This is a genomic window from Rhodohalobacter sp. 614A (genome assembly GCF_021462415.1).
GTDB lineage: Bacteria > Bacteroidota > Rhodothermia > Balneolales > Balneolaceae > Rhodohalobacter.
Genome location: NZ_JAKEDS010000007.1, coordinates 17,479 through 42,413 on the forward strand (window position 1 = coordinate 17,479; position 24,935 = coordinate 42,413).

Genomic DNA, 24,935 nt, shown 5'->3' on the forward strand with positions numbered 1-24,935 from the left:
TAGTCTGGTACACCTTTCCGTGTTCGATCCATAGATAGATAAAAATGCCCGCTTAGCTATCCCCGCCATGTAAATTGTAAGCACTGCTGTAAATTTTGTCCTGTTACTTTTGGACCGTTTTGCAAACCGTGCAACTTCTAAACCTATCAAGATCGAAGGAATGGATAGTTTTATTATTACTTATTGCAAGAACTTAGACAAATATTCCTTACAACATTATCGGATACAACTATGTATTTAATTGTTAATTCGATTCAAAAAATGGACATTTGCAGTAGCTGATATAGCCGCACCGGCTCATGATGTACTTATTACATTGGGGATTGTTGTTTTACTTCAGGGAGTAGCATTTTTTTCTCGAAATAAACCAGCCAATGATTGCTGCATTTCTAACTATTGTAGGTTATTCAATCAATGACACAGTAGTGGTTTTTGATCGGATCAGAGAAAATATAAACAAATACAAAACTCATGACTACTTAACAAAAGCATTAATGAAACACTCAGCCGGACAACAATCACATCTCTTGCCACCATATTTGTTGTAACTGTTTTATTTATTTTTGGAGGCGAATCACTAAAGAGCTTTACTTTTTGCTTATTAGTTAGGCTAATTGTAGGTGCCTATAGTTCTATTTTTATTGCAACTAATATTGTGCTTGAACTCCATGAAAGATATTTTGCAAATGAATAATAGTACTACATAAATATCATCATGCTCTCAATATACTTGCTTGTAGGAGCTCTTCTTTTACTTTTGAGTATTTTTTCTAGTAAGCTTTCAACTCGATTTGGAATACCAGTATTATTAGTCTTTCTGGGTATTGGAATGATTGTAGGTTCAGATGGTCTAAACTGGATTTATTTTGATAACTATGAATTAGCTCAATACCTCGGTATTATTGCACTTATTTATATTTTGTTCTCGGGTGGTCTGGATACACGATGGAAAAAAATACAGCCAGTTATTATTCCAGGCATTTCTCTTTCAACTTTAGGTGTTTTAGTCAGTGCGTTAATTGTGGGAGTTTTCACAAGTTGGCTGCTGAATTTTGGTCTCCTTGAAGGTGTACTGGTAGGTGCTATTGTATCCTCAACTGATGCTGCTGCTGTGTTTTCAGTGCTTCGGTCAAAAGCTTTGGGCTTCAAATATCGTCTCAAGGAATTGATGGAATTTGAATCCGGCACTAACGATCCAATGGCTATATTCCTTGCCATTGGTATTATCCAATTGCTGATTCTACCGGATTTCGGTTGGCTTGAAATGACCCTTTTATTTTTTCAGCAGATATCTGTTGGTTTGCTTGGAGGTTACATTTTTGGCAAACTTACTACCTGGATTATCAATAGCATCAATTTAGAATATGATGGTCTGTATCCGGTGTTAATGCTGGCTTTAGTTCCCTTGATTTATTCTGTTATTGATTTAATGGGAGGAAGCGGATTTTTGGCTGTTTATATTGCGGGAATGGTGTTGGGAAACTCCAATTTTATTCATCAAAGAAGTTTAATTAACTTTTTCGACGGTCTGGGATGGTTAATGCAAATCACTATGTTTCTTACGCTTGGCTTACTAGTGTTTCCTACTCAAATAATGGCGATATCAGGAACAGGGTTGTTAGTTGCGTTAGTTTTAATACTTGTTGCCCGCCCAGTAAGTGTCTTTGTATCGCTGTTTTTCAGTCGTTTTAAGATGCGCTCAAAATTAATGATTTCATGGACTGGATTACGTGGTGCAGTTCCCATTATCATGGCGACATTTCCCTTAGGAGCCAGTATGGAAAATGCCGAATTGATATTCAGTATAGTATTTTTTGTAGTGGTAACTTCTGTTCTTATTCAGGGGCCGTTTATCCCCCTGATTGCACGGTGGCTTCATGTTGATTCTCCCATTCTCCCTAAAACAAAATTTCCCATAGAGTTCGAACCATCCGTAGATACAAAAAGTGCACTCAAAGAAATTGTTGTTGATGAAAAGGATTCCATAATTGGGAAAAAAATCATTGATTTAGACTTCCCTAACGATGCACTGATTGTAATCATTAACCGGGAAGGAAAGTTCTTAGTACCCCGGGGAACCACAGAGTTACAAGCAAATGATAAATTGCTTGTACTTTCTAAAAAAGATCAGTTTGACAAAATCAAGAGACTATTAAAATCTGATTTCGAAAATCAAACATCGGGAAATGCCGTCTAACAACCGTATTAATGGCGGACGAAAATATGGTTTTTGTTATGTTTCTTACCAATGTTTGTTCAAATATTTAACCTTTTAAAATCATAATCCGTGTGTCGGATATGCGGAGTGTCGATAATTTTGCTAAAAGTTTCGTCATAGGTACCCTCTTAAATGAGGATAAGTACGAATCAAATGTGAAAGTTATTGATTTATAAGAGGGGAGGGTTCCAAAAAGTCTAATAATTTCACCTTATTCTCCCTAAAGGTTTTCCCATAATTTATTATATATAGGTGTTCACAAGAGAACACGAGTTATGAAACCTTCATTTTCAATGACAGATGGCTATCGGGAATTGTTGTTTGGGCAGTGGATGCCGCACATTCTGATTGAAGAGTATGAAGCGGAAAGGCTTCCTATTATTGATGAATTGTGGGACATACCAAGTACCCCTGCGTTATATCTGGAGGCGGATAAGATGCTATTGACCCGCTGGCAGGCTCTGGCGGCTTCGCAATCCGGGTTTTCATCTTGGCTGCCTTCATTCTATCAAATGAATAACTCATCATTTGAGCCGTTTCACCCGATTTGCAGATTTTACAGGTCCGTTCTATGGTGTGAGAGCAGAATGATCATGCAGGTTTTGCATCAGTGGCAGGAACAGATGGAATTAACTATTCTAAAGTATGAGTTGGTGTCGCTTCAAAACCAACTGATCGATTATCTGCTGGAGTGCAAGAAGAGAATTTCGGGTTCCATATCTAATCCGGATAAGATTATTGCTACCCTTTTCCGCTATCTGAACTCACTTGTCAAAGATTCCATTCTTATTCTTCTTGTGGAAATTAATGAACGATTTGGACACCTTCTGGAAGAAAGAGAATTAGGGGTTGATGAGATATTTGTCAGGTATCTCGAAACACAGGTACCCTCAAGAAAGGGCTGGTTTTCTACTGTAGACAGAATTAAATGGTATTTAAAAGGTATTCAAGAGGATTCAGAAGCAGGGAAAAATATCACAGAATTACTCACTCAATTGAAGAAAGAACAAAGTCAGCAAGATCCATTGCATCAGGATCGCCTGTTGAATTCTCGGCACATTCTTGAAAACGCCTGGTTCTGTTGGAAAATCTTTTCAGAGCAAAAAGGGAGTGAGACATTATTGTATATATCAGAACCTGAAAAGCAGAAGGATTTGCTTTTAAAATGGAAGCAGACGCTATTGGGCCATTCAAAACCGGATGAGAAGAGTGAAAAAGAGCATCGGGAAATCTACAACACTATTTTGAGCTGTCTGACTGAGATTTTATACACCCTTGAAACGGAACGTGAACCATTTTCGGAAGCTGCTGAGATGGCCCTTTTGATTAAAGACCTCTTTTCTGAAGAGGCGACTCATACCGGAACTTCTCAAATTCCCGGAAAAAACTTCCCGCCAAATACTGAAGGTCACTGGCTGCTGGATCAATACATACCCTTATATCAGGTACAGGAGAAATTAAGCGTAACGCCCCGGACAATGAGAACCTATATCAGTGATTATAACTTGGAGGTCATTGAAATTACAGCCAAGAGTAAGTGGGTTCATGCTGAAGACTTTGAAATGTTTATGGAGCAGTTTAAGAAAAAGAGTACGCATCGAAGAAATTGATGAGTATAAATCCCTTTGGGAGAGGGGAAAGTCTCAATCGCTGTACGGGATTGGCCAGGGGTGTGTTCACAATAGTCCACTGAGATCACGAACACACTTCTTGTAAGGCTCATCCGTCTACGGCGATTCTCCTTTATGTTTCTCCTCTCGCGAGAGAAACTCAATACCCTAAAAATAACTACAGACCTATGAAATCAACAGACGTTACACTGAATGTAATTCCCCTAGAACTGGAAGAAAAGTCGAAGCGCTTTAGTTTTTTTGAGAGCAAACCGGATAACGGTACTACTTTTCCACTCACTCCGCAAGAGATGCCTGTAAATGTGGCTGATATGTACACCGAGCCTATTTATACAGATTTTACTGAAAACCTATTGGCCGATATGACGGTAACCGTTAAGTATGAGTTAAGTCCGAGGTTTGCCAAACACTACTTAAACTATCGTATCTATCAATGGTTTGAGGATAAAGCGTACCTGAGAAAACGGAATTTTATACAGAACAACGAATTCTATTTTAAAAGCGGAACCGATGAGAAAAACGATATCGCAGAGTTTGAACGCTACCGTATACGGGGGACGTATGGAAGACTGACCGACGGCTTTGAGCTAACCATCATCTATTCAGGTACTATGAATGTCTGGTTGAAACCAATCTATGAATACCGGGGGGAATCGACCGATTTTTCAACGGTTGTGTATCAAAAAGAACTCTACAGGTATGAAAATTTGATGGAACAGACGGGAATCAACAGAAAAGAGGTATTTCCGGTTATAAATCGGGATGTGGCTGCTGCACTAAATTTACCGCGCCCTCCATGGAAAAAGATCAACAAACTGAAACGATATACGGAGAATATTGACCGCTTTTATAAAAAGTTTATCTGCGACGCCGATTTTGTCGAACAGTTTAAACCTTCCCCAAACGGATTCCTCAAAGTAAATAATGACAGCCTCAACCGAATTCCGGTAGAAGCGTCAAACCTGCTTTTTGGCGAAGGAATTACAGATAAAAATCCTTATGAAGGACTGAAGAGTGGAGGGCCTTTCCAGCCGCCGCCGGTTTCTCATATCGAACTGTTTTTAATCGTTTCGGAAAAGGATGCAGGTACAGCCGGCAATCAATTGTATAAAATGATGCGTGACGGAACAGGCCACTTCGGCGGACTGAATTCGTTTGCCCGCATCCCCGTGAATCACAGCGAACATCATATGACATTCTCGAATACTGACAATCCGCTGCCGGAGATACGTCAAAAACTTCAGCAGATGCACTGGAGAGAAAATGTACATTATGGTGCTCTCTATATCAGTCCTATTCACAGAGATGATCCTGATCCAAAAAAGAACCAAGTCTATTACCGTTTAAAGGAGGAATTGTTGAAGTATGATATTACCTCCCAGGTGGTTGATGTGGATTCAGTGACCAATCCGTCATTCGCCTATTATCTGCCCAATATTTCACTGGCGTTAATTGCTAAATTGGGAGGGATACCGTGGACACTTGAGCGCAAGCAGAAAAATGAACTGGTGATTGGAGTCGGTGCATACAGCCCGCGGCGAAAGCAAAAGAAGTATCTTGGCAGTGCATTTTGTTTTTCCAATAATGGAGATTTCCGGAGTTTTGATTCTTTTACAGCCGACGACCACCTGATGCTGGCCGGATCATTTCAAAAGGCGATTAAACAATTCAAAGAGGAGAATGAAGGGGTTGAACGGCTTGTGATTCATTTTTATAAGCGTATGAACCGCGAGGAAGCAAGGATGATTAAGCGGTCGCTGAAAGAGCTGGGTCTGGATATCCCAATTGTAATTATCACAATTCGAAAAACAGCATCGCAAGACCTTGTACTGAGCGATCGTTCTGTTACTCATAATCTTCCGCTTAGCGGAACCTGGATGAAAAGCGGTCCCGGCCAATATTTGCTGTGCAATAATACACGTTTCGATTTGCCGGATGATTCCCTCAAATCGTTCCCATTTCCGATTAAGGTGTATATCGATATAGCGGGAAATCCCGATGGAGGCGACGGTCAGGAATCCTATCGAGAGTGGAGAAACCGGCACCTGAATGACAATGAATGGGTGGAAGAGCTATTGACACAGGTATACCAGTTCAGCCGCCTGAATTGGCAAACGATACGTGTAAAAGCATTGCCGGTTACCGTTCGGTATCCCGAAATGGTTGCGCGGAAGTTTCCTTTTTTTGAAGGTGAGGCCATACCAGAGTTTGGAAAGCGAAATTTTTGGTTTTTGTGACCCCCGGTCTATTTCCAATGGCTCGGGAAAACATCGGTGCCACAAGGGGGGGAAGGAGCTTTTAAAATTTCCTTTTCGTGAGGAGATTTCCATATATTTTTTGTTTTTTTGCAATGAAGCTTTGTTATACGGCTCTGGAGGGAACAGAAGTTTACGACTAATAATCGACCTCGCGAACATACCTCTTCTGATCGCTTAGCAGCCGTTTATCTTTTTCTTATGTACAAAAAAAGAAATTATTACTGTTTTTATACAACGGTTGTATATTAAGTTTTCAAGGCTTAGGTAGTGTAAATCTTGAACGACCGCAAAGAATAATATAAATTTCTGAAAGTGGCAGCTAATTTGAGCAGTTTTTAGTTGAGATAAAACCAAGTAACAAAGTATTTACATGTCTTCAAATGATCAATACTGTTTTGGTTATTGAGTTATACAAATTTTTGAAGAAGCGGCTAAGGTAGAAGTTCAAGTTTTGAGTGTAGAAAATGACCTAATAACGAGAGTTGAATATGATTATTAGGCGTAGGATTTTATAATACTACCTTAATAATTTGTTTTCATATTTGTCCCATTTTATAGCACTGAAAAGATTTTTAATCATAATTTTTTTTAAAATTTTAATCATATTATAAGCTCAATTAGATTCTGAGTTGATGACACAAAAAGAATTTGAACACCTATATGATTCTTATGTAACCTCGGTTGCCCGTTTTCTTTCCCACTATACCAAGAAAACGGATCAGCTTGAAGATTGGGTTCAAATTGTTTTTTTTAAACTTTGGAAGTATCGAGAGAGCGTAGATGTCGACGGAGAGTATTTAAAAACCTATCTACTTAAAATTGCCAGGAATGTAGCCTTGACACAATTGTCTAAAGAGAAACAAGAAATAGTAGAGTATAAGGCAGACATGAATGAAATTCCAAAGTCTGAAGAAGTTGAAGAGTGGTATACTCATGCTGGTGAAGAGCAAAAGCCTGGTATTTTTATGGAAAAGTATAATGATGTATTTGATAAAATTCCCCCCCGGGCACAGGAAGTGTACCAATTAAGTCGTGAAGAGGGACTAACCTATCAAGAAATTGCCGAAACTCTTCAAATATCTCCGAAAACAGTCGAAGTACACATTAGTAAAGCTCTACATGTGCTCAGAAAGGAATTGGAAGAATTTCAGGGATAAATCGCTTCTTTTGGCCATAGACTATTTGTTTATCGTTAATTGCCTCCCTAAGGTTGTAGATACCTGTGGCATTCGTTATAAGCTTTTCTCTTTATTACTGCCTATTACAAACAGATGGAAACCAGCTTAAATCTTGTCAAAGTAAGTTTTTTAAAAAAAAACTAAGGGTATCCAAAAAAGTCCGGGTATATAAGAGTAGATGGACAGTAAAAAACCAAATATTCGACTTTTAAAAGCTTACCTGGATGGGAATTGTACGAACAAAGAAATCCGGCAAGTGGAACAGTGGTTGGACCAATCACCTGAAAATATTGACTTTTTAGAGGGTTTATTGAACCCAGATGAAAATTTGTTAACTAATTTTAACAAGAAAAAGGTCAAAGCCGGTATTCTAGAGAAAATTCAAGGGGAAGATTATAAAGATCTTCAGGTTTCTACGAACAGAAAAGTGGTCACAACCCAAATGATTTCTCATTCTATGAACTTTTGGGGTAGTCCACAAAAAGCATGGATGTTCCGTGCTGCTGCAATAATCTTGGTGGTTGCTACCAGTTTGATGACCGTATGGTTGATGGACGTAAATGAAGAAGCTTCCGAACCTTTTTTCAGCCAAGTTACCAGCCCAGTTCGAACCATAACCACGAGAACATTACCTGATGGCACCCGTGTAGAGTTGAACGCAAATAGTACATTGAAATATCCTTCATCCTTTTCGGCGAGTGAACGGAATGTATATTTGGAGGGGGAAGCATTTTTTGATGTAGAGTCCGACAAAAAAAGACCATTTAAAGTACACTCGGGCCAATTAACCACAACAGTATTAGGGACCGAATTTAATGTAAAATATATCCCTGAATTGGGTGATGTAGAAGTAGCTTTGGTAGAGGGAAGGGTTCAGGTAGGGGTGGCCGATAAAAAGAGTTTGAGTTCTTCTGTAACACTTGAACCCAATCAATGGGTCAGGTATTCAAGTACTGATAACCAAATGGCAGTTGGGGAGGGTATTCAAACAAAAATACTCTGGCGTGAAGGTATTTTGGAGTTTAAAGACAATACACTGACTGAAGTTGCCTCAACTCTTCAAAACTGGTACGGGGTTGAAATCTTAATAGATGATTCTGCTGCCAACGAAATAAAAGTAACCGGAACGTTTGAAAATGAAAGCCTGGAGCATGTATTGGAAACACTGAATTTTGTGGCTGGGATAGAATATAAAATGGAAAGAAACACAGATAACGAAGTAGATAAAGTAATTTTAAGCAGCAAAGAATAGATAGTAAGCAGTTTTTGAGAGATTGTTGTTGGATGATTTTTCCAGATCTCTAAAAAAGTAAAACTATTTTAAATACTACATATAAAAATAGCCCGTCTGATCTCGAAGTTCGCGCGACGGATCAGCCGGGCTGCCATTAACAAGTCAACCATAACCTGTTAACACCCTAAAATATGAAAAAAACAGTATTGAGGAAACTGGGTAAGATGTCTCGCCTAACGATTGCAGCCCTTTTTCTTGTGTGTCTATGCTCAAATATGATACATGCCTCGGAAAAGGTAGAAGCACAAACACTTCACGACGTTCAAATTCAAGTCGCTATCAATAAAGCTAATCTGGCAGAGTTGTTTGAATTGGTCGAGAATCAAACCAGGTTTCGGTTTGTTTACCCGGCTTCTTTGAAAAGGGATGTCCAAACTTCTTTTGATTTTAACTACAACTCCATTTCAGTTGCTGATCTATTGAAGGCTGTAGGGGCACAAACCGGACTGTGGTTTAGACAGATAAACTCAACTATTGCCGTAAATACGGAGAATGTTTGGTTAAAAGAAGAGGGGGATGAGCTCATATCGCCGATGGAAGAACAATCTCAAGAAGTTTATGGTCATGTTACTGACGGACAAAGTGGAGAAGCGCTTCCCGGAGTAAATATACTTGTTTTGGATTCAGAAGAAAGGGCCGGAAGAATAATAGGTACACAAACTGATTCAGACGGTAATTATTCTATCAGCGTACCAGAGGGGTTGAATACTTTGGGGTTTTCATATATAGGATATGAGCGTTTGGAGGTTGAAATCGATGGCAGAACAGAGGTTGATGTTCAGCTGACCCCGGATGTTCAGATGCTAGAGGATTTGGTAGTGGTGGGGTATGGATTTGAAAGAAGGAAGGATTTAACTGGTTCGATTACTACTGTTGAGGGGGAAGAATTAAATGCAAGAAATGGCACCCAATTATCTCAAACACTACAAGGATTTATGCCAGGTGTCATGGTAACAAGAAATAGTAGTTTGCCAGGCTCTTCTGCTGATATAAGGATCAGAGGTATTACGACTATAGGTGATAGTCAGCCTTTAATAATTGTTGATGGTGTTCCATATGAAAACATTGATGACATTAATGAGAATGATATTGACCAGATAACCGTCTTGAAAGATGCCGCAGCAGCATCAATCTATGGTGCACGAGCAGCTGCAGGTGTGATTCTAATATCAACAAAAAATGCAGAGGTAGGTGAAATTAACTTTGAGTTTGATTCTAATTATGGGTTTGAAAAACCAACAAGATGGCCAGGAACAGTTGGGCCCATTAGGTATATGGAGATGTTCAATGAAATGCAGTGGAATGATGCTGGGAATCCTGAAGATGGTGAGTTTACAACATTCTCCAGAGATGAAATTGCCAACTGGATCGAAAGAAATAAAACCAATCCAAATCAGTATCCATTAACTGATTGGAATAGCTTATTGATTAATGACTATGCACCTAAACATAATCATCAATTTACCCTGAGCCATGGGAGTGAGTTTATTAAGACAAGGGCATCAATTCAGTATGAAAAAACTGATGCTCTATACGATTACCGGAGTTATGAAAGGGTAATGACAAGATTAAATAATGATATTACTTTTACGGATTATCTATCGACAAATGTTGATATTTCGTTTAACAGAAGTATAACAGAAAGGCCTTCTGCCAATCCTCTTTATTCATCATATAAGTATGCACCTATATATTCGGCAATGTACGATGATGGAAGAATTTCGGGTGGTAAAGATGGATCAAATATGTATGCACTTCTACACAATGGTGGATTTGAGGATACGTGGATCAATAAATTTAATGGAAGAGTTTCTTTAGACTTTAAGCCCCTTGATAAACTAATTATTACAGGAGTACTGGCCCCAACTTTCCATTCCTTCAAAACTAAGGATTTTAATAAAAAGATAAGTTATACCGATGCAAATGATCCTACTCAAATAGCTGGGTATATATCTGGTTATAATGAGACATCACTATATGAGGATCGAATAGATCGACAAACTCTGACAAAACAGTTACTTGTAAACTATCAAGTTTCTTTTTTAAATAAACATAATCTGAATTTTTTAGCAGGCTATGAAGATTATTCATATTTCCAAGAATCTTTAAATGGACAGAGCATTGGCTTTCAGCTAAATGATTTTCCTTATCTCAATCTTGGAAACAGAGATAATATGATAAATAATGGAAATGCTATCGAGTCTGCATATCGTTCATTATTTGGTCGGTTAAAGTATGATTATTTCAGTACATATTATCTTCAAGTTAATTTTAGAGCCGATGGTTCATCTAGATTTCATCCAAATCACAGGTGGGGCTATTTTCCTTCTATATCTGGGGGGTGGGTTGTTTCGAATGAAGCGTTTATGTCGAACATTAAGCCACTATCATACTTAAAACTGAGAGGTTCATGGGGAAGTTTAGGAAATGAGAGAATTGGGTACTATCCATATCAGGCATCAATAAACTTTGCTACAGATGCACTTTTTTGGCAAGGTAATAACATTATGTCAAGATTGGCGGCCGCGCAAGTTAATTATGCTGTAAGAGACATTTCATGGGAAACTACAAAGACTTGGGATGTAGGAATTGACGCCAACTTTTTTGACAATAAGTTAGAAATATCCTTCGATTATTACGAAAAACAGACGAAAGACATGCTATTGAAGCTGGAAATTCCTGACTTTATTGGTTTTGAGGATCCAGATCAGAATGCAGGCACAATGCACACAAAGGGTTGGGATATAGAATTAGGCTGGCGAGATCAAATCAGAGATTTCGAATATTCAGTTTCGTTTAATGTTTCCGATTTTAAATCAACTATGGGTGACCTTAGTGGTACTGTTTTTCTTGGTGACCAAATAATCAGAGAAGATAGTGAGTACAATGAATGGTATGGTTATTTGTCAGATGGGATCTTTCAAACACAGGAAGAGGTTGAAAATTCACCTGTTCTTGTTTCTAATACTCGTCCTGGTGATTTGAAGTATGTTGACATTTCTGGGCCAGAAGGAGAGCCGGATGGGGAGATAACCCCCGAGCACGATAAGGTACTCTTAGGTGGATCACTGCCACGATTAATATTTGGTAGTAATATTAATCTTAATTACAAAAACTTTGGAATTTCTTTAGCCATACAAGGTGTAGCTAAACAAAACAGTAGAATAATTCCAGACATGGTTATGCCATTCCAGGCAAACTGGTTATCTCCACCAGATATAATTGATGGTAATTATTGGAGCTACAATAATACGGAAGAGGAGAACCTCAACGCAAAGTACCCCAGATTGTCCAATATGGTTGCGGATAACAATTATGTAATGTCTGATCATTGGCTAATTGATGGTTCGTATATCAGATTAAAAAACATTTCAATCAGCTACACAATACCTCAAAAAATAACTGAAAGATTAGCATTGGATCTGATAACAATACATTCCTCTATTTCAGACCTTTTCAGCTTTGATAATTATCCTGATGGTTGGGATCCTGAAATGGCGGGTAATTCATATATCTCACAAACATTCAATTTTGGTGTCAATGTTAAATTTTAAACAGAGTAAAAAAAAATGAAAACTAACATATTTATTTTACTTTTTGGATTTATTCTAACGGTTTCATGTACCGATTTAAATTTAGATCCGCTATCCGAAGCTTCCAGTGGAAACTGGTATTCAAATCCAGATCAGGTTGAATTAGCTTTAAATGATTTTTATAGAGAGTATTTATGGTTACTCGAGAGGAATTTTCAAACGGATAGATGGACTGACGATTGGGCCCAAAGACAAGTAGCCTATTCATTTGCTGTAGGGTCAATCACTAGTGAGTGGGGCGATGCTGAAGAGGTTTGGAGTAATACCTATAAAGGAATAAGCAGAGCTAATAGAATAATAGAAAATTTAGTTGAACTTGAAGGAAAATTTCCAAGTGAACAAATTAACGAATTAAAAGCTGAGGCTAGTTTCTTTCGAGCCAATTTCTATGCTAGGTTAATAACTCTCTACGGCGATGTTCCATTTTATACAGATGAAATATCTATCAATGAAGCTTTTGAAATGGGAAGAACAGATCGGGAAGTAGTGTTGGAACAAGTCTATACAGATTTTGACTATGCAATAAATCACTTACCGTTAAACAATACTGGATCTGGAGGTGAATTTCGTGCCGATAAAGGAGCTGCTTTAGCAATGAAAGCAAGAACTGCATTATATATGTCCGATTGGTCCATGGTTGTCGAATCTACAGAAGCGGTCATGAACTTAGATAAATATTCACTATATCCAGATTACGGAGAATATTTTAGGTCAAAAGAAATTGAATCTGAAACTATTTTTGCTATTCCAAGGGACTATTCTTTAGGAAATTACTCTAGTTCAAGAGGGTTCATACTTAGAACAGCCGGAGGAACTGCAGATGCTCAGCCTTCATGGGGGCTATTAGCGGCCTATTTGAATACGGATGGACTACCTATTGATGAATCTCCATTATTTGATCCGAAATATCCTTTTGAAAATCGGGACCCAAGACTTACAGAGACCATAGTTGAACATGGTACTGAGCATGTGGGGTTTATATATCAACCGCATCCAGATACATTGGAAGTATTAAATGTTGAAACAGGGGAGATGGTTACAAATAGAGATAGTAAGGCTAATACTCCTTGGGCAGCTTTTGATTGCTTAATGTTAAAGAAATGGGTGACCAATTCTTGGAAAGCCAGTGATGGAAGATATAATGACCAGCCTTTAATAATTATTAGATATGCAGATTTATTATTGATGTATGCTGAAGCCAAAATTGAACTGAATGAAATTGATCAATCTGTTTTAGAAGCTATTAATAAAGTTAGAGCACGAGCTTATAAAACGGATATTTCAGCTATTCATGAATATCCTGCCATTACTACCACAAATCAAACAGAACTTCAAAAGATTGTAAGACTTGAAAGAAGGATGGAATTGGCGTGGGAAGGCCGTAGATACTGGGACCTTTTGAGATGGAGAATGTTTGAAGAAGCTTATAAACCGTACTATGGTCATCACCCCTTGGCCCTTTTAAAAGAAAGAATAACAGATCCAGGATTATGGTTTTGGCCTTGGACTCCTGAAATCGATGAAAATGGTATTGCTGATTTTGGCCCCATGCATGACGCTGGTTTAATAGCTCTTTATATAGAGCGAAATTTTGATGAAAAACAGTATTTGTGGCCAATTCCCAACTCTGAGGTTCTTGCAAATGAAAATATTAAACAGAATCCGGGTTACTAAACCTCAATTTGCACAATAAGTGGGGAAAGTTAATACCGTAGCTTTAAGACTATTTTTTATTTCATATCTGATTATATGATCAAGAAAGTAAGCTTAGAATTTAATTATCCCCACACTGTTTGATAGTATTCAGAAACCCTTTTTTTCTCACTAAATGCAATGAAATATTTCTATAGAAAGAGTATTAAATGCATAGAAAACAATTGATAATGAAACCTTTTTATATTTTTCTTTTAATTTTACTACCTGTTATATCCAATGCTCAAAAAGCAGAAAGTAACAGCAATTATCTGTCTTTCCCCACTCCTAATGCATTACATGAATACTTTAAATATCATGAAAATGCCAAACCCATCATTCAGGGACATAGAGGAACTGTAGAAAATGAACTTCCGGAGAACTCTATTGCAGCTTTTGAATATGTTTTAGAGCACACAGAAGCTATTTTTGAAATTGATCCAAGATTAACAAGAGATAGTGTAATCGTAGTATTTCATGATGAAACGCTGGAACGCACCACAAATGGGAAAGGAAAGCTCATTGATTATACGTGGGAAGAGTTGCAACAATTTAATTTGAAGGATGATAAGGGGAATCCAACCAAATATAAAATACCCTCGCTTTCTGAGGTACTTGAATGGGGACGGGGTAAGACCGCATTTATACTTGATAAAAAGAATGTTCCTCTACATTTGACGGCGAATATAATTCGGGAGAAAAATGCAGAATCTTTTACCATTCCATTAGTGAGAAGTGTAGAAGAAGCTTCGTTTTACTATGAGGACAATAATGCAAGAATGTTTTCAATTTCACTTAGATCTACCCAAGAATTTCAAAACTATCTTGATTTAGGGATTTCTCCTTCCCAGATGTTTATCGCAGCAGGCACAACTATAAAAAACGAAAGACAAGAACTTTACGACACCATATCCGAATATAAAGTTCGATACCTAATAGCATCAGCTTCTTCGTACGACAAGCTTGAAACTCAAAGTAAACGTGCAGAGGCATATCGTAATATCATTAGAAATGGAGCCTCAATGATAGAGTCGAATTACCCAATTGAAGTAGCGCACGCATTAGCGGGGCTTCCAGACTGATACAGTGCCGTCTACAACTTCAATTTAATGAGTAAAGTACGTTAAATATCACATTCATTGGCAACCTTTGTGGTCTTAGAAACAGTACCTGATAACGATATCTACAAAATTTAAGGAACCTGCCACAAATACCCCCGAAAGCTTCTATTCAAAAAATAGAGTATTCAAATACTAATAAAAACTGAATTTGAAAGGATAAAATATTGGTTATAACAGATTATATATCGCTGTCAATTTACCTCATCGGAGTATTGATTTTGGGCGGAATTCTTAGCCGAAAGATTAAGAATTCAAAAGACATGTTCATTGCGGGGAGAAATACATCTTGGTGGATAGCAGGTTTATCAACATATATGACAATATTTTCTGCAGGAACCTTTGTCGTGTGGGGAGGGGTAGCTTATCGTTCTGGAATAGTTGCTGTAATAATTGCCATGGCTTTAGGTATCGCGTCGATATTTACTGGTTTATTTGTATCAGGCCGATGGAATGGATTAAGGATTGACTCTCCTGCAGAATTTTTAGGGATAAGGTTTGGTAAAAAAACTATAAACTTCTATATGATTCTTGGCCTCATAGGCCGTACTGTAAGTACAGCAGTTGCTTTATATGCGATTTCTGTTATAATGGTTGCACTTATTGCGTTACCTGAAGGTAACTTTTTGCGTGATCCTTCGACCGGAAATATGTCTGTTACTTCAGCCATCATTATTCTTGGGTCTATCGCAATCATCTACACAATCGCTGGTGGTTTTCTGGCAGTATTAGTAACGGATATAGTACAATTTGTAGTTTTAATTGTAAGCATCATTATTGTTATTCCTCTTGGCTTTAAAAGCATAGGTGGAATTACAAATTTCACTCAAAACCTTCCTGAAAATTACTTCTCTTTAGTAAGTGAAGAGTATTCATTTGTTTGGCTGATATTATGGTGTATCATTAATTTTTTTACGATTAGTGGTGATTGGCCATTTGTGCAACGCTATATTAGTACACCTACAAAGAATGAGGCTAAAAAAGCTGCTTATCTTGTCGCTGCACTATATTTGATAACTCCAATATTTTGGTACACTCCAACATTCTTATATCAGGTAATTAATCCTGACGCGAATCCAGAACAGGCTTATATACTAATGAGCCAGCATGTCCTACCAGCTGGAATTTTAGGGATTATGGTTGCAGCAATGCTTTCTGCTACAATGAGTATGATAGATTCAACCTTGAATGTATTTGCAAATGTATTTACTTATGACATATATAGGGAAATAAAGCCTGGGGCATCTGAAAAAAAACTACTCTCTGTTGCACGCCTTTTTACACTACTCTTCGGATTATGCATTATTACATTTGCTATTTTGATCCCATTTTTAGGAGGCGCTGAAAGAGTCGTAGTGTCCTTTCTAACCTTAGTAATCGGTCCTCTTGCCATTCCAGCTGTCTGGGGTCTTTTCTCTAAATATATAAGCCAAAAATCTGTATGGGTTTCTTTAGGAATAACTTATTCCATTGGATTCATTATTAAAATTGCATTCTCCGATCCCATTATTTTTGAAGGTGTATGGGATATTGGTTTTCAAGTAGCTTCTTTTATTCAGTCAAATGTTGAATTTGTAGATGCATTTATTGGATTGCTTGTTCCAGTTACCATTTTATTAACGGTAGAAGTTTTAGGAAGGAAAAAAGGGATTGATTCTGGTTGGGACAATACTGTCAAATTTATTAATACAAATAAGGCGTCTAAGTCTGATGTTGATTATACGGGCACTGCATCTCTATCTAAGCTTACCATTAAAATCATCTTGTTTACCTTAGTTGCTTTAGGCGTTTTTATAGGAGGCTTGGCATTTATAAATCCGCTAGAAAAATCATTTCTATTATTTACAAGTGGGGCAATCTTATGCTTAACCTTAATACTTAAAGCTCTTACGGCATTTTTATATAAAACAAAGGGCAATACATAAACGAATTCGAACATGTCCAATATCAATGAAAACAAAAGAATTATGAAGAAAGTTATATTATTTCTTGCTGGTACTATATTACTCATTCAATCTGCCTGTAGTGTTAATAATAAGACTGATAAAAGACCCGTCACTCCTGCGGATTCTTCTAGTATTCCAAAGACACTTCCAGCTTGGGAAGAAGGATATTTGGACATTCATGCTATCAACACAGGACGTGGGGAAAGCTCCTTGCTGATTTTTCCCGATGGAACGACTATGTTGATCGATGCCGCAGGTTCCCTGATATCCCCTACACATGAAATACCCCCTCCACCTCAAAAGCCGAATATTAATGTGTCTCCGGGACAGGCAATAACAAATTATGCGAGACACTTTATTGAGCCGGCCAGTAAAAAGTTAAACTATCTAATGATTAGCCATTTCGATCCAGATCATATGGGTAGCTACAGTGATGATTTACCGTTGGATCCTACGCGAAATTTTCGAATGGGAGGGATCACCGAAGTAGGAGCGAAAATCACTTTTGATAAAATTTTGGATAGGGGATATCCAGATTACAACTATCCAACCGATATGACTTCAACCGCCAGAATAACGAATTACATTCATTTTATCGAATGGGCTGAATCAGCGTATGGTGCAACAGCAGAGCAATTCATTGCTGGAAGAAATGATCAGATCACTCTGATGGAGAATCCATCAAAATATGAAAATTTTGAGATTCGCAATGTTGTTTCAAATGGAATGGTGTGGACTGGAACCGGATCGGAATCTGTAAACACGCTTCCTTCAGGCTCTAACGTAGACGGGGTAATTGGAGCAGAAAATATCTTCAGCTTGGGTTTTTTGTTATCATACGGTGATTTTAATTATTTCACTGCAGGAGATCTTCAATATAACGGGAGATCTACTTACCCTTGGAGAGATATTGAAGCACCAGTGGCAGAGGTAGTTCCAGCTGTAGATGTGATGAAAGCAAATCATCATGGTACTGCTCACTGTAATAGTGATGCTCTTCTTAACAGCTTAACTCCGAAGGTGGTAGTAGCTCATACCTGGAGAGACGTACATCCTAATCCTGAAACCATATCCAGGATCTATGCTGCAAACAATAGTTGTCAAATATTTTCTACCAATATGACGGATGCCAATAAGTCACGGTTGGGAGATAATATTCATAGGCTGAAAGGTTTACAGGGACATGTCGTGGTACGAGTGAATCCCGGCGGGGACGAATACTATGTGTATGTATTAAATGATTCGGACGAAAAAAATTATAGAGTTGAAAAAGTTTATGGCCCTTACTCAAGCAAATAACACTTAGAAAAGCTCAAATTAAATTTTTTCAAAAAAACTCTCTTTGTGATGAAAGTTTACAATAAGGTATGGATTATCGTCTCTGCATTTTTAGTTATGATCTCGGATTTACAGATTCAGGTTATGAATGCGGGAATAGGAGGAAATACAAGTAGAGATCTTTTGCAGAGGATAGATTCAGATGTTATATCTCATAATCCTGATGTCGTATTAATGATGATTGGAACCAATGACATGGTTAACTCCAACAAACTGATATCAGTAAATGAATATGAAAATAATCTGAATCATATAGTCAATAGATTGGAAAAAAGAAATATTGAGGTGGTATTAATAAGCCCAATCCCTGTAGACACCACTTACCTTTTTAGAAGACATGGCCGGGATGCATATGTACAACCTCCTAACACAAGAATAGAAACTGCAGGGAATGTGATGAGGCAAATAGCAAAAGAGAAAGGGATATTCTTTTTTGATATGAACCGTGAGTTTACCGATAGAGGAATACCTACACATAACGAAGATGAATTTATCAGAAATGAAAAAAATAGTAAAGCCACCGATGGCGTTCATCCCACACCTAAGGGATATGAACTAATGGCTAACTTGATCTACAAGTTTATGTTGAGCAACAATTTGGTGGAGCCTGGTATGAAAGTAATATGCTTCGGGGATTCTATTACCAAAGGAGTGCATGTAAAAGGCAGTGGAACAGCTACAGGAGAAACCTATCCGGGAGTTTTGTCAAGGCTATTGAACCAATGAAATAAAAAAAATAACTCAAGTCCATTCAATAATAAATCCTAAAACCAATTTAAAACTAAACTTACATGCTAATATAATGAGTGATACGATAACAGTAAGCAGATTTCAGCCATTAAAAAGAGTTTTGGTCCATGATGTGTTCTCCAAGGGGCATCACGGATGGATGGAAATTATGCCTAACTTTTGTGAAGCACCTGATTTTGAAGAAAGTCCAAGTATTTTATCTAAACACCAGTGGCCAGCTGCGATGCTGAGCTCAGCAACATTCCGCTATCCAGGTACCCATGGAGCACTGTCAGGAACATATAGTTTAAAAGTATCAACACGGCCGGTTTGTGGACCATACGAAGAACCGCCGGTTCCTGGATCGATGGGACACGCCATAAAACGGCTATCGTTCCATCAGCGTAAGAGAAAATACTTGCAATTTGAGATGTGGTTTGCTTTTACAGCAGAACAAGACAAGGTAGATGGAGAAGGTGAGCTCCCTGGGCTTCATGAAAATTCAATTCGTTCATTTGGTGCTGGTTTTGATCTACAAGAACGCGGAAACAGATATTTTGTAGGGGCAAGATACCTCAACTCTGTAAATGGTGAACTTCAAAAGAAGTGGCAATTTATCAGCCCTGCTGATGTAACGGATAAGGAATGGGCGTATGGCACTGAAGGGGACTGGTGTAAGAAGGGTGTTGATCCATTTTGGTTTGGGCGTCGGTATCCTGACGGAAGGCATGACGGATTTAAAGATGTCCCTAAGGGCCAGCAGGATTTATGCTACAACGAAACCGATTGTAAGATCAACTGGCAATACTTCCGATTGTTGTTTGATACCGAAAACCGCAGATATGTAGAGATGCAATGCCAAGACCAGACATTTGATTTGAGTGATTTTCCTATAGAGGTGAGTGCTCCTTATGATAGAATTGATGGGTTAATGAATCCTCTGGTGTGGGTTGAAAATGATGCAAAAAGAAGAGTATTCCTGTTTGTGGACTCTGTAGTAATATCACAGGAATAATTTGGAAAACTCATAAATAAGTCAGTCATCAAATTTTTAAAAAAGATTGAAGTATGAAGGTATTTAATGCGGCACACCTGGAAGTAAAAAAAGATTTTAAAGAAGATTTCCAAACCAATCCATTTGAAGCGGGCTGGGCAAGTGAATGTATATTCTTTGTTATGGTTGAAGATCTATCAGGAGAAGCTCCAGAACTTACGGCAGAAGTTGAAATTTCGCATGACGGTATGAGTTGGGCGAAGGAAGGATCAGCCTTGACTTCGGTTAATAAGAAAGGACTTCATTTTGTAAAGGTCCACCACTTTGGGAATTGGCTAAGGTTAAACTGCCATATCGAAGGTGAAAAACCCAGCTTTAGGCTTAATATTCAGATTGCTCTGAAAGAGTGAATGTATTGAACAGCCTAAGGTTAGTAGCTTGAATTTAAAACTGCTTCAAAACAAAATTATCCCAGACAAATCTGAGATGATTTTCTCACACAGTAGAAAGGGTTTGTATGACGGAACGAATCATGCTACGCGAGCCTGAAACGTATGACGTGTTTATAAGGGAAGGAATGCATGAAAAAAATCAATTTTAAAATTTATTAGAACTCATTACTCATGGAGAAAATAAGACAAACAAGGGAAATACCTGTGATTGCTGAATATGATGTTGTTGTTTGTGGTGGAGGTCCTTCTGGTTTTATTGCAGCTATTGCTGCAGCAAGAGGTGGAGCTCGCACTGCGCTTATTGAACGATACGGGTTTCTTGGAGGTATGGCTACAGCAAGCCTCGTTGCGCCAATCAGTGTTTTTAACTACAATCAGCGACGAATAATAGATGGCATTCCTTGGGAGTTTATAGAACGTCTCATTGATATCGAGGGAGCCAGAGAAGAAAAACCTTCGGGTAACATTACATTTTCACCTGAAAAATATAAGCTTATTGCACAGCGTATGGTTCTTGAAGCAGGTGTATCTCTTTATTTCCATTCTTATATCACCGGTTGTAAAAAGTCTGAAAACAATTTGACTCATGTAATTCTGGAGAATAAAAATGGTACAGAAGCAATAGCTGCAAAATATTTTATTGATTGTACTGGTGATGCTGATCTTTCGTATCAGGCTGGAGTACCAATGCAGCCGAAAAGCTCAGAACTCCAACCGGCATCACTGATTTTTATGTTGGGAGGGGTTGATACGGACTCTCTTCCAAAGATTCGCCATAACGAACATAAAGTAAATTATCATGACTTAGATATCAGGCAGGCATTTGAAGATTTGGACATAGATCTTCCTCAGTATGGTGGCCCCTGGTATTGCGGAATTCTTGCCAACGATCTTGTATTAGTAAATATGACACGTACTTATGCAGATATGGCGAACAATCGTGAGGCAACAAATGCCGAGTGCGTGCTAAGGGAAGACGTATTTACATTTGTTGATCTTTTAAAAAAGAATATTCCAGCATTCGAGAATGCTCATCTTGTTATGACTGCCCCCCAAACAGGTACACGCGAAACCCGTAGAATTAAAGGGGTTCACACACTTACAGGGGAAGAATATATAGAGGCTCGTAATTTCGATGATGCTATTTCAAGGGGGTGCCATCCAGTAGACATACATTCTTCGTCATCAAATAACCAGCTGTGTGAGTTTTTAGAAGATGCTGCTTTTGTTCCATACAGGTGCTTAATAGCTCCGGGTTTCCCAAATTTGTTAGTAGGTGGAAGAGCGTTTTCAGCCGACGGCATATCTTCGGCATCGGTTCGTGTGCAGGCGTCTGCAATGGGTCTTGGACAGGCTGCTGGTGTGGCTGCTGCATTATGTGCTCAGTATGGTACAAATGTTTCGGAGGTTGATATCAAGAAACTCCGTAATACATTAATAAAATATGGAGCTAATCTTACAAATTAACCTTCAACAACGTTAGGCTTATATGGACATTATTAACTTCAGTAAGATATCAGTATTTGATACAAAAACTCGTCAACTTGAATTATTTTGCTCCGATTTTTACTTGAGATATGCAGCAAGCTATAATAACTGAACCGAGAAGCCTTACCTTTCGTGAAGTACTCTGTTTTTCTGGTATTAGTAAAGACGAGGTTCTTTTAAAAATTAAGTGCATCGGTGTATGTGGCTCAGATATTCACGTATTTCACGGAGAATACCCAGCGGTCGTTTATCCTGTTATTCAAGGCCATGAGTTTTCAGCCGTGGTAGAAAATATAGGTAAGAACGTAAAAAAATTAGACCAGAGATGAGGGTAACGGCAAGACCCCAATTGGTCTGTGGCCAGTGCCCACCTTGTAAACGTGGGTTTTATAATATTTGTGAGCATCAATTTGTAAGCGAATGGATAATAATAAACAACACAATTGCAATTAAAACAGAATGATATTAAATCAAGGAAATTTAAATTCGATATCAAAACGAATTGCAGTTCCAGCATATAATAGGAATAATCTAAAACCAGGTATAGTACATATTGGGGTGGGAGGTTTTCATCGAGCTCACCAGGCCTGTTATACGGATGAGTTGATGAGTAAACAAGATGCTGATGAATGGGGGATTTGTGGAATAGGTATTCGTGAAGCAGACCGATCTATGTGGCAGGCTTTATCGGAACAGGATTTTCTTTACACGGTTGTGGAGAAATCTCCTGATGGCGGTAGTAACCCAAGGGTGGTAGGATCAATTATTGACTATATTTTAGCTCCCGATGCCCCAGAAAAAGCAATTATTAAATTGGCATCCTCCACAACAAAGATTGTGAGCCTCACAATTACCGAGGGAGGCTATAATCTGAGTGACAGTTCAGGTGAATTCGATTTCAGCAACTCGGATGTGCAGTGGGATTTACATCACCCCGAAGAACCACGAACGGTATTTGGTTATTTGGCGGCAGCGCTGAACAAAAGAAAAGCGGCAGGGTTTCCGGGTTTTACTATTCTCTCCTGTGATAATATTCAAACTAACGGCGATATAGCACGGAAAATGTTTCTCACCTTTATTAAAGAACAGGATAGAGATCTGGTCGGTTGGGTTGAAAAAAATGTCCGTTTTCCGAATAGTATGGTTGATCGAATTACTCCGGTTACCACTCCTGATGACATTGAGGAGTTAAAGACAAAATTTAATATTGAGGATAACTGGCCTGTTGTGTGCGAATCGTTTACACAATGGATCATTGAAGATAATTTTGTGAATGGAAGACCTGAATGGGAGAAGGCCGGCGCACAATTTGTAAGTAATGTTGAACCTTATGAAATGATGAAGCTCAGGCTTTTAAATGCTGGGCACTCCCTGTTAGGGATTATCGGAACTTTGCTGGGATACACTTCAATTGATGAAGCCGTAAAAGATCCAATACTGGAAAAGATGTTGTGTCAATTTTTTAATGAAGAAGTAAGCCCCACGTTGGGACAAGTAGAAGGGATTGACCTGGACGCCTATAAGGAGAAGTTAATAGAACGGTTTGGTAATCCGAATATTAAAGATAAGCTCTCGCGGATTTGTTCTGAATCTTCAGCTAAACTTCCCAAGTTCTTACTGCCAACTATTAAATCACAAATTGAAACAAACGGACAAATAAAAATCAGTGCAGCTATTGTGGCCAGCTGGTATCGGTACCTTGAGCTTGATGGGAAAAATGATGACGGTCAGAGGTATGAAATTATAGATGAAAAGTATGATCTGCTGCAAAAAGCGATCAGCAATACAGATAAAGATAATCCTGTAGCCTTTCTTAAAATTGAAAGTTTGTTTGGAGAGATCGGTAATTCTGACCGGTTTTTGAATCATTATCTTGCAGCGGTGGATGAATTAAGAAAGAGAGGTCCCCGTCCTTTAATTGCAGATGTTATTCAAAATACAAACCGTCGCTAACATGAAACAGCCAAAAGTAGTTTGTTTTGGGGAGGTGCTTTGGGACGATCTGCCATCGGGAAGAAAACCTGGCGGGGCGCCCATGAATGTAGCTTATCATTTAAATAAATTAGGTGTAGAAGGGGTAGTCATAAGTAGAGTTGGTGAAGATTCTGACGGAGAAGATCTATTAGAAGAATTGAAAAACCTGGGCTTAAAAGCTGATTACTGCCAGACAGACTCTGAACATTCCACTTCAACCGTAAATATAAAAACCAATGCCGAAAACGAACCTTTTTATGAAATAGTAAGTCCTGTTGCGTGGGATTATATAGAATTTGAGCATAGCTACGTGAAATTACTGGAAGCTTCGGATGCTTTTGTATATGGTTCGCTTTCGGCGAGGAATTACCTTACACGAAACACTTTGCATCAATTACTAAGAAAAGCTCCTTACAAGATTTTTGATATCAATTTAAGGGAACCTTTTTTTAAAAAAGATGAAGTTACATACCTACTGAAAGAAGCCAGCCTTGTAAAAATGAACCTAAACGAATTGCATATTTTACATCACTGGCATGATGATATTGGCAATGAAAGTGAAGCAGGAATGGTGAGTAGTTTAATGGAGAAGTTTAACATTGACGAAATATTGTTGACAAAGGGAGGACACGGAGCTTGTTATTATTCCAAAGCCTATCGATTTCATAGCACTGCCTATAAAATTGAAGTTAAAGATACTGTGGGAAGCGGAGACTCTTTTTTAGCCGCTTTTCTCTCAAAAAAGCTAACCGGATGTAAAATAAAGGATGCATTAGATTTTGCTTCGGCTGTAGGAGGTTTTGTAGCTACTAAGCCTGGTGCCTGCCCAGACTATGTGCAGGAAAATATTAATGATTTTATCACGAAAGGAATGGCTAGCAATTCTCCATAAATCTATATGGATTCTTTTCTAGTGTCCTTAATTATACCAATTTAATCTTAATCGAAGTTTTAAAAAATGAAGATTCAATCAAAACATCTGTTCTCATTGCTTTTCGCTTTGTTAGTAATGTCCATGGCAGCCTGCCAGCA

At 38.2% G+C, this 24,935-nt stretch carries 17 protein-coding genes and 1 pseudogene; all 18 read left to right on the plus strand.

Translation table 11 applies throughout. The annotated features are described in order from the left end of the window. Positions 1-374: 374 nt before the first annotated feature. Positions 375-694 (plus strand): annotated as a pseudogene (locus L0B18_RS19950) (hypothetical protein). Between the two features lie 21 nt (positions 695-715). Next, complete coding sequence (locus tag L0B18_RS19365) at positions 716-2,197, plus strand: potassium/proton antiporter (RefSeq protein WP_234573601.1); 1,482 nt, start codon at positions 716-718, stop codon at positions 2,195-2,197. Between the two features lie 296 nt (positions 2,198-2,493). Further along, a complete protein-coding gene (locus L0B18_RS19370; protein ID WP_234573602.1) occupies positions 2,494-3,828 on the plus strand; it encodes a hypothetical protein in 1,335 nt (444 codons plus the stop codon). Between the two features lie 188 nt (positions 3,829-4,016). Next, entirely contained in the window at positions 4,017-6,086 is a 2,070-nt protein-coding gene (locus L0B18_RS19375; RefSeq protein ID WP_234573603.1) for a Piwi domain-containing protein, read from the plus strand. Between the two features lie 653 nt (positions 6,087-6,739). Beyond that, positions 6,740-7,264 carry an RNA polymerase sigma factor gene (locus L0B18_RS19380; protein WP_234573604.1) on the plus strand — a complete coding sequence of 175 codons (525 nt, stop codon included), beginning with the start codon at positions 6,740-6,742 and terminating at the stop codon, positions 7,262-7,264. 199 nt (positions 7,265-7,463) lie between these two features. Further along, positions 7,464-8,537, plus strand: a complete 1,074-nt coding sequence (locus L0B18_RS19385; RefSeq protein WP_234573605.1) for a FecR family protein — start codon at positions 7,464-7,466, stop codon at positions 8,535-8,537. A 173-nt stretch (positions 8,538-8,710) separates the two neighbouring features. Further along, positions 8,711-12,133, plus strand: coding sequence for a SusC/RagA family TonB-linked outer membrane protein (locus L0B18_RS19390; protein WP_234573606.1), 3,423 nt, complete (start codon positions 8,711-8,713; stop codon positions 12,131-12,133). Between the two features lie 15 nt (positions 12,134-12,148). Then, a complete protein-coding gene (locus L0B18_RS19395; RefSeq protein WP_234573607.1) occupies positions 12,149-13,846 on the plus strand; it encodes a RagB/SusD family nutrient uptake outer membrane protein in 1,698 nt (565 codons plus the stop codon). Positions 13,847-14,034: 188 nt separating this feature from the next. Beyond that, a complete protein-coding gene (locus tag L0B18_RS19400; protein WP_234573608.1) occupies positions 14,035-14,946 on the plus strand; it encodes a glycerophosphodiester phosphodiesterase family protein in 912 nt (303 codons plus the stop codon). Positions 14,947-15,203: 257 nt separating this feature from the next. Continuing rightward, entirely contained in the window at positions 15,204-16,907 is a 1,704-nt protein-coding gene (locus L0B18_RS19405; RefSeq protein ID WP_234573609.1) for a sodium:solute symporter family transporter, read from the plus strand. 12 nt (positions 16,908-16,919) lie between these two features. Next, positions 16,920-18,227: a ComEC/Rec2 family competence protein gene (locus tag L0B18_RS19410; protein ID WP_234573610.1), complete on the plus strand. Its 1,308-nt coding sequence runs from the start codon at positions 16,920-16,922 to the stop codon at positions 18,225-18,227. A 48-nt stretch (positions 18,228-18,275) separates the two neighbouring features. Beyond that, the gene (locus tag L0B18_RS19415) at positions 18,276-18,992 is read left to right on the plus strand and encodes an SGNH/GDSL hydrolase family protein (protein ID WP_234573616.1); all 717 of its coding nucleotides are present in this window, start codon (positions 18,276-18,278) and stop codon (positions 18,990-18,992) included. 76 nt (positions 18,993-19,068) lie between these two features. Then, entirely contained in the window at positions 19,069-20,010 is a 942-nt protein-coding gene (locus L0B18_RS19420) for a DUF6772 family protein (RefSeq protein WP_234573611.1), read from the plus strand. Positions 20,011-20,063: 53 nt separating this feature from the next. Beyond that, positions 20,064-20,399: a hypothetical protein gene (locus L0B18_RS19425; protein ID WP_234573612.1), complete on the plus strand. Its 336-nt coding sequence runs from the start codon at positions 20,064-20,066 to the stop codon at positions 20,397-20,399. A 213-nt stretch (positions 20,400-20,612) separates the two neighbouring features. After that, positions 20,613-21,908, plus strand: coding sequence for an FAD-dependent oxidoreductase (locus L0B18_RS19430; protein ID WP_234573613.1), 1,296 nt, complete (start codon positions 20,613-20,615; stop codon positions 21,906-21,908). A gap of 110 nt (positions 21,909-22,018) precedes the next feature. Further along, positions 22,019-22,258 (plus strand): alcohol dehydrogenase catalytic domain-containing protein, encoded by a 240-nt coding sequence (locus L0B18_RS19985; RefSeq protein WP_441347331.1) that lies wholly within the window; start codon positions 22,019-22,021, stop codon positions 22,256-22,258. Between the two features lie 130 nt (positions 22,259-22,388). Then, complete coding sequence (locus L0B18_RS19435) at positions 22,389-23,882, plus strand: mannitol dehydrogenase family protein (RefSeq protein WP_234573614.1); 1,494 nt, start codon at positions 22,389-22,391, stop codon at positions 23,880-23,882. A gap of 1 nt (position 23,883) precedes the next feature. Next, positions 23,884-24,795: a carbohydrate kinase family protein gene (locus L0B18_RS19440; protein ID WP_234573615.1), complete on the plus strand. Its 912-nt coding sequence runs from the start codon at positions 23,884-23,886 to the stop codon at positions 24,793-24,795. Positions 24,796-24,935 lie beyond the last annotated feature (140 nt).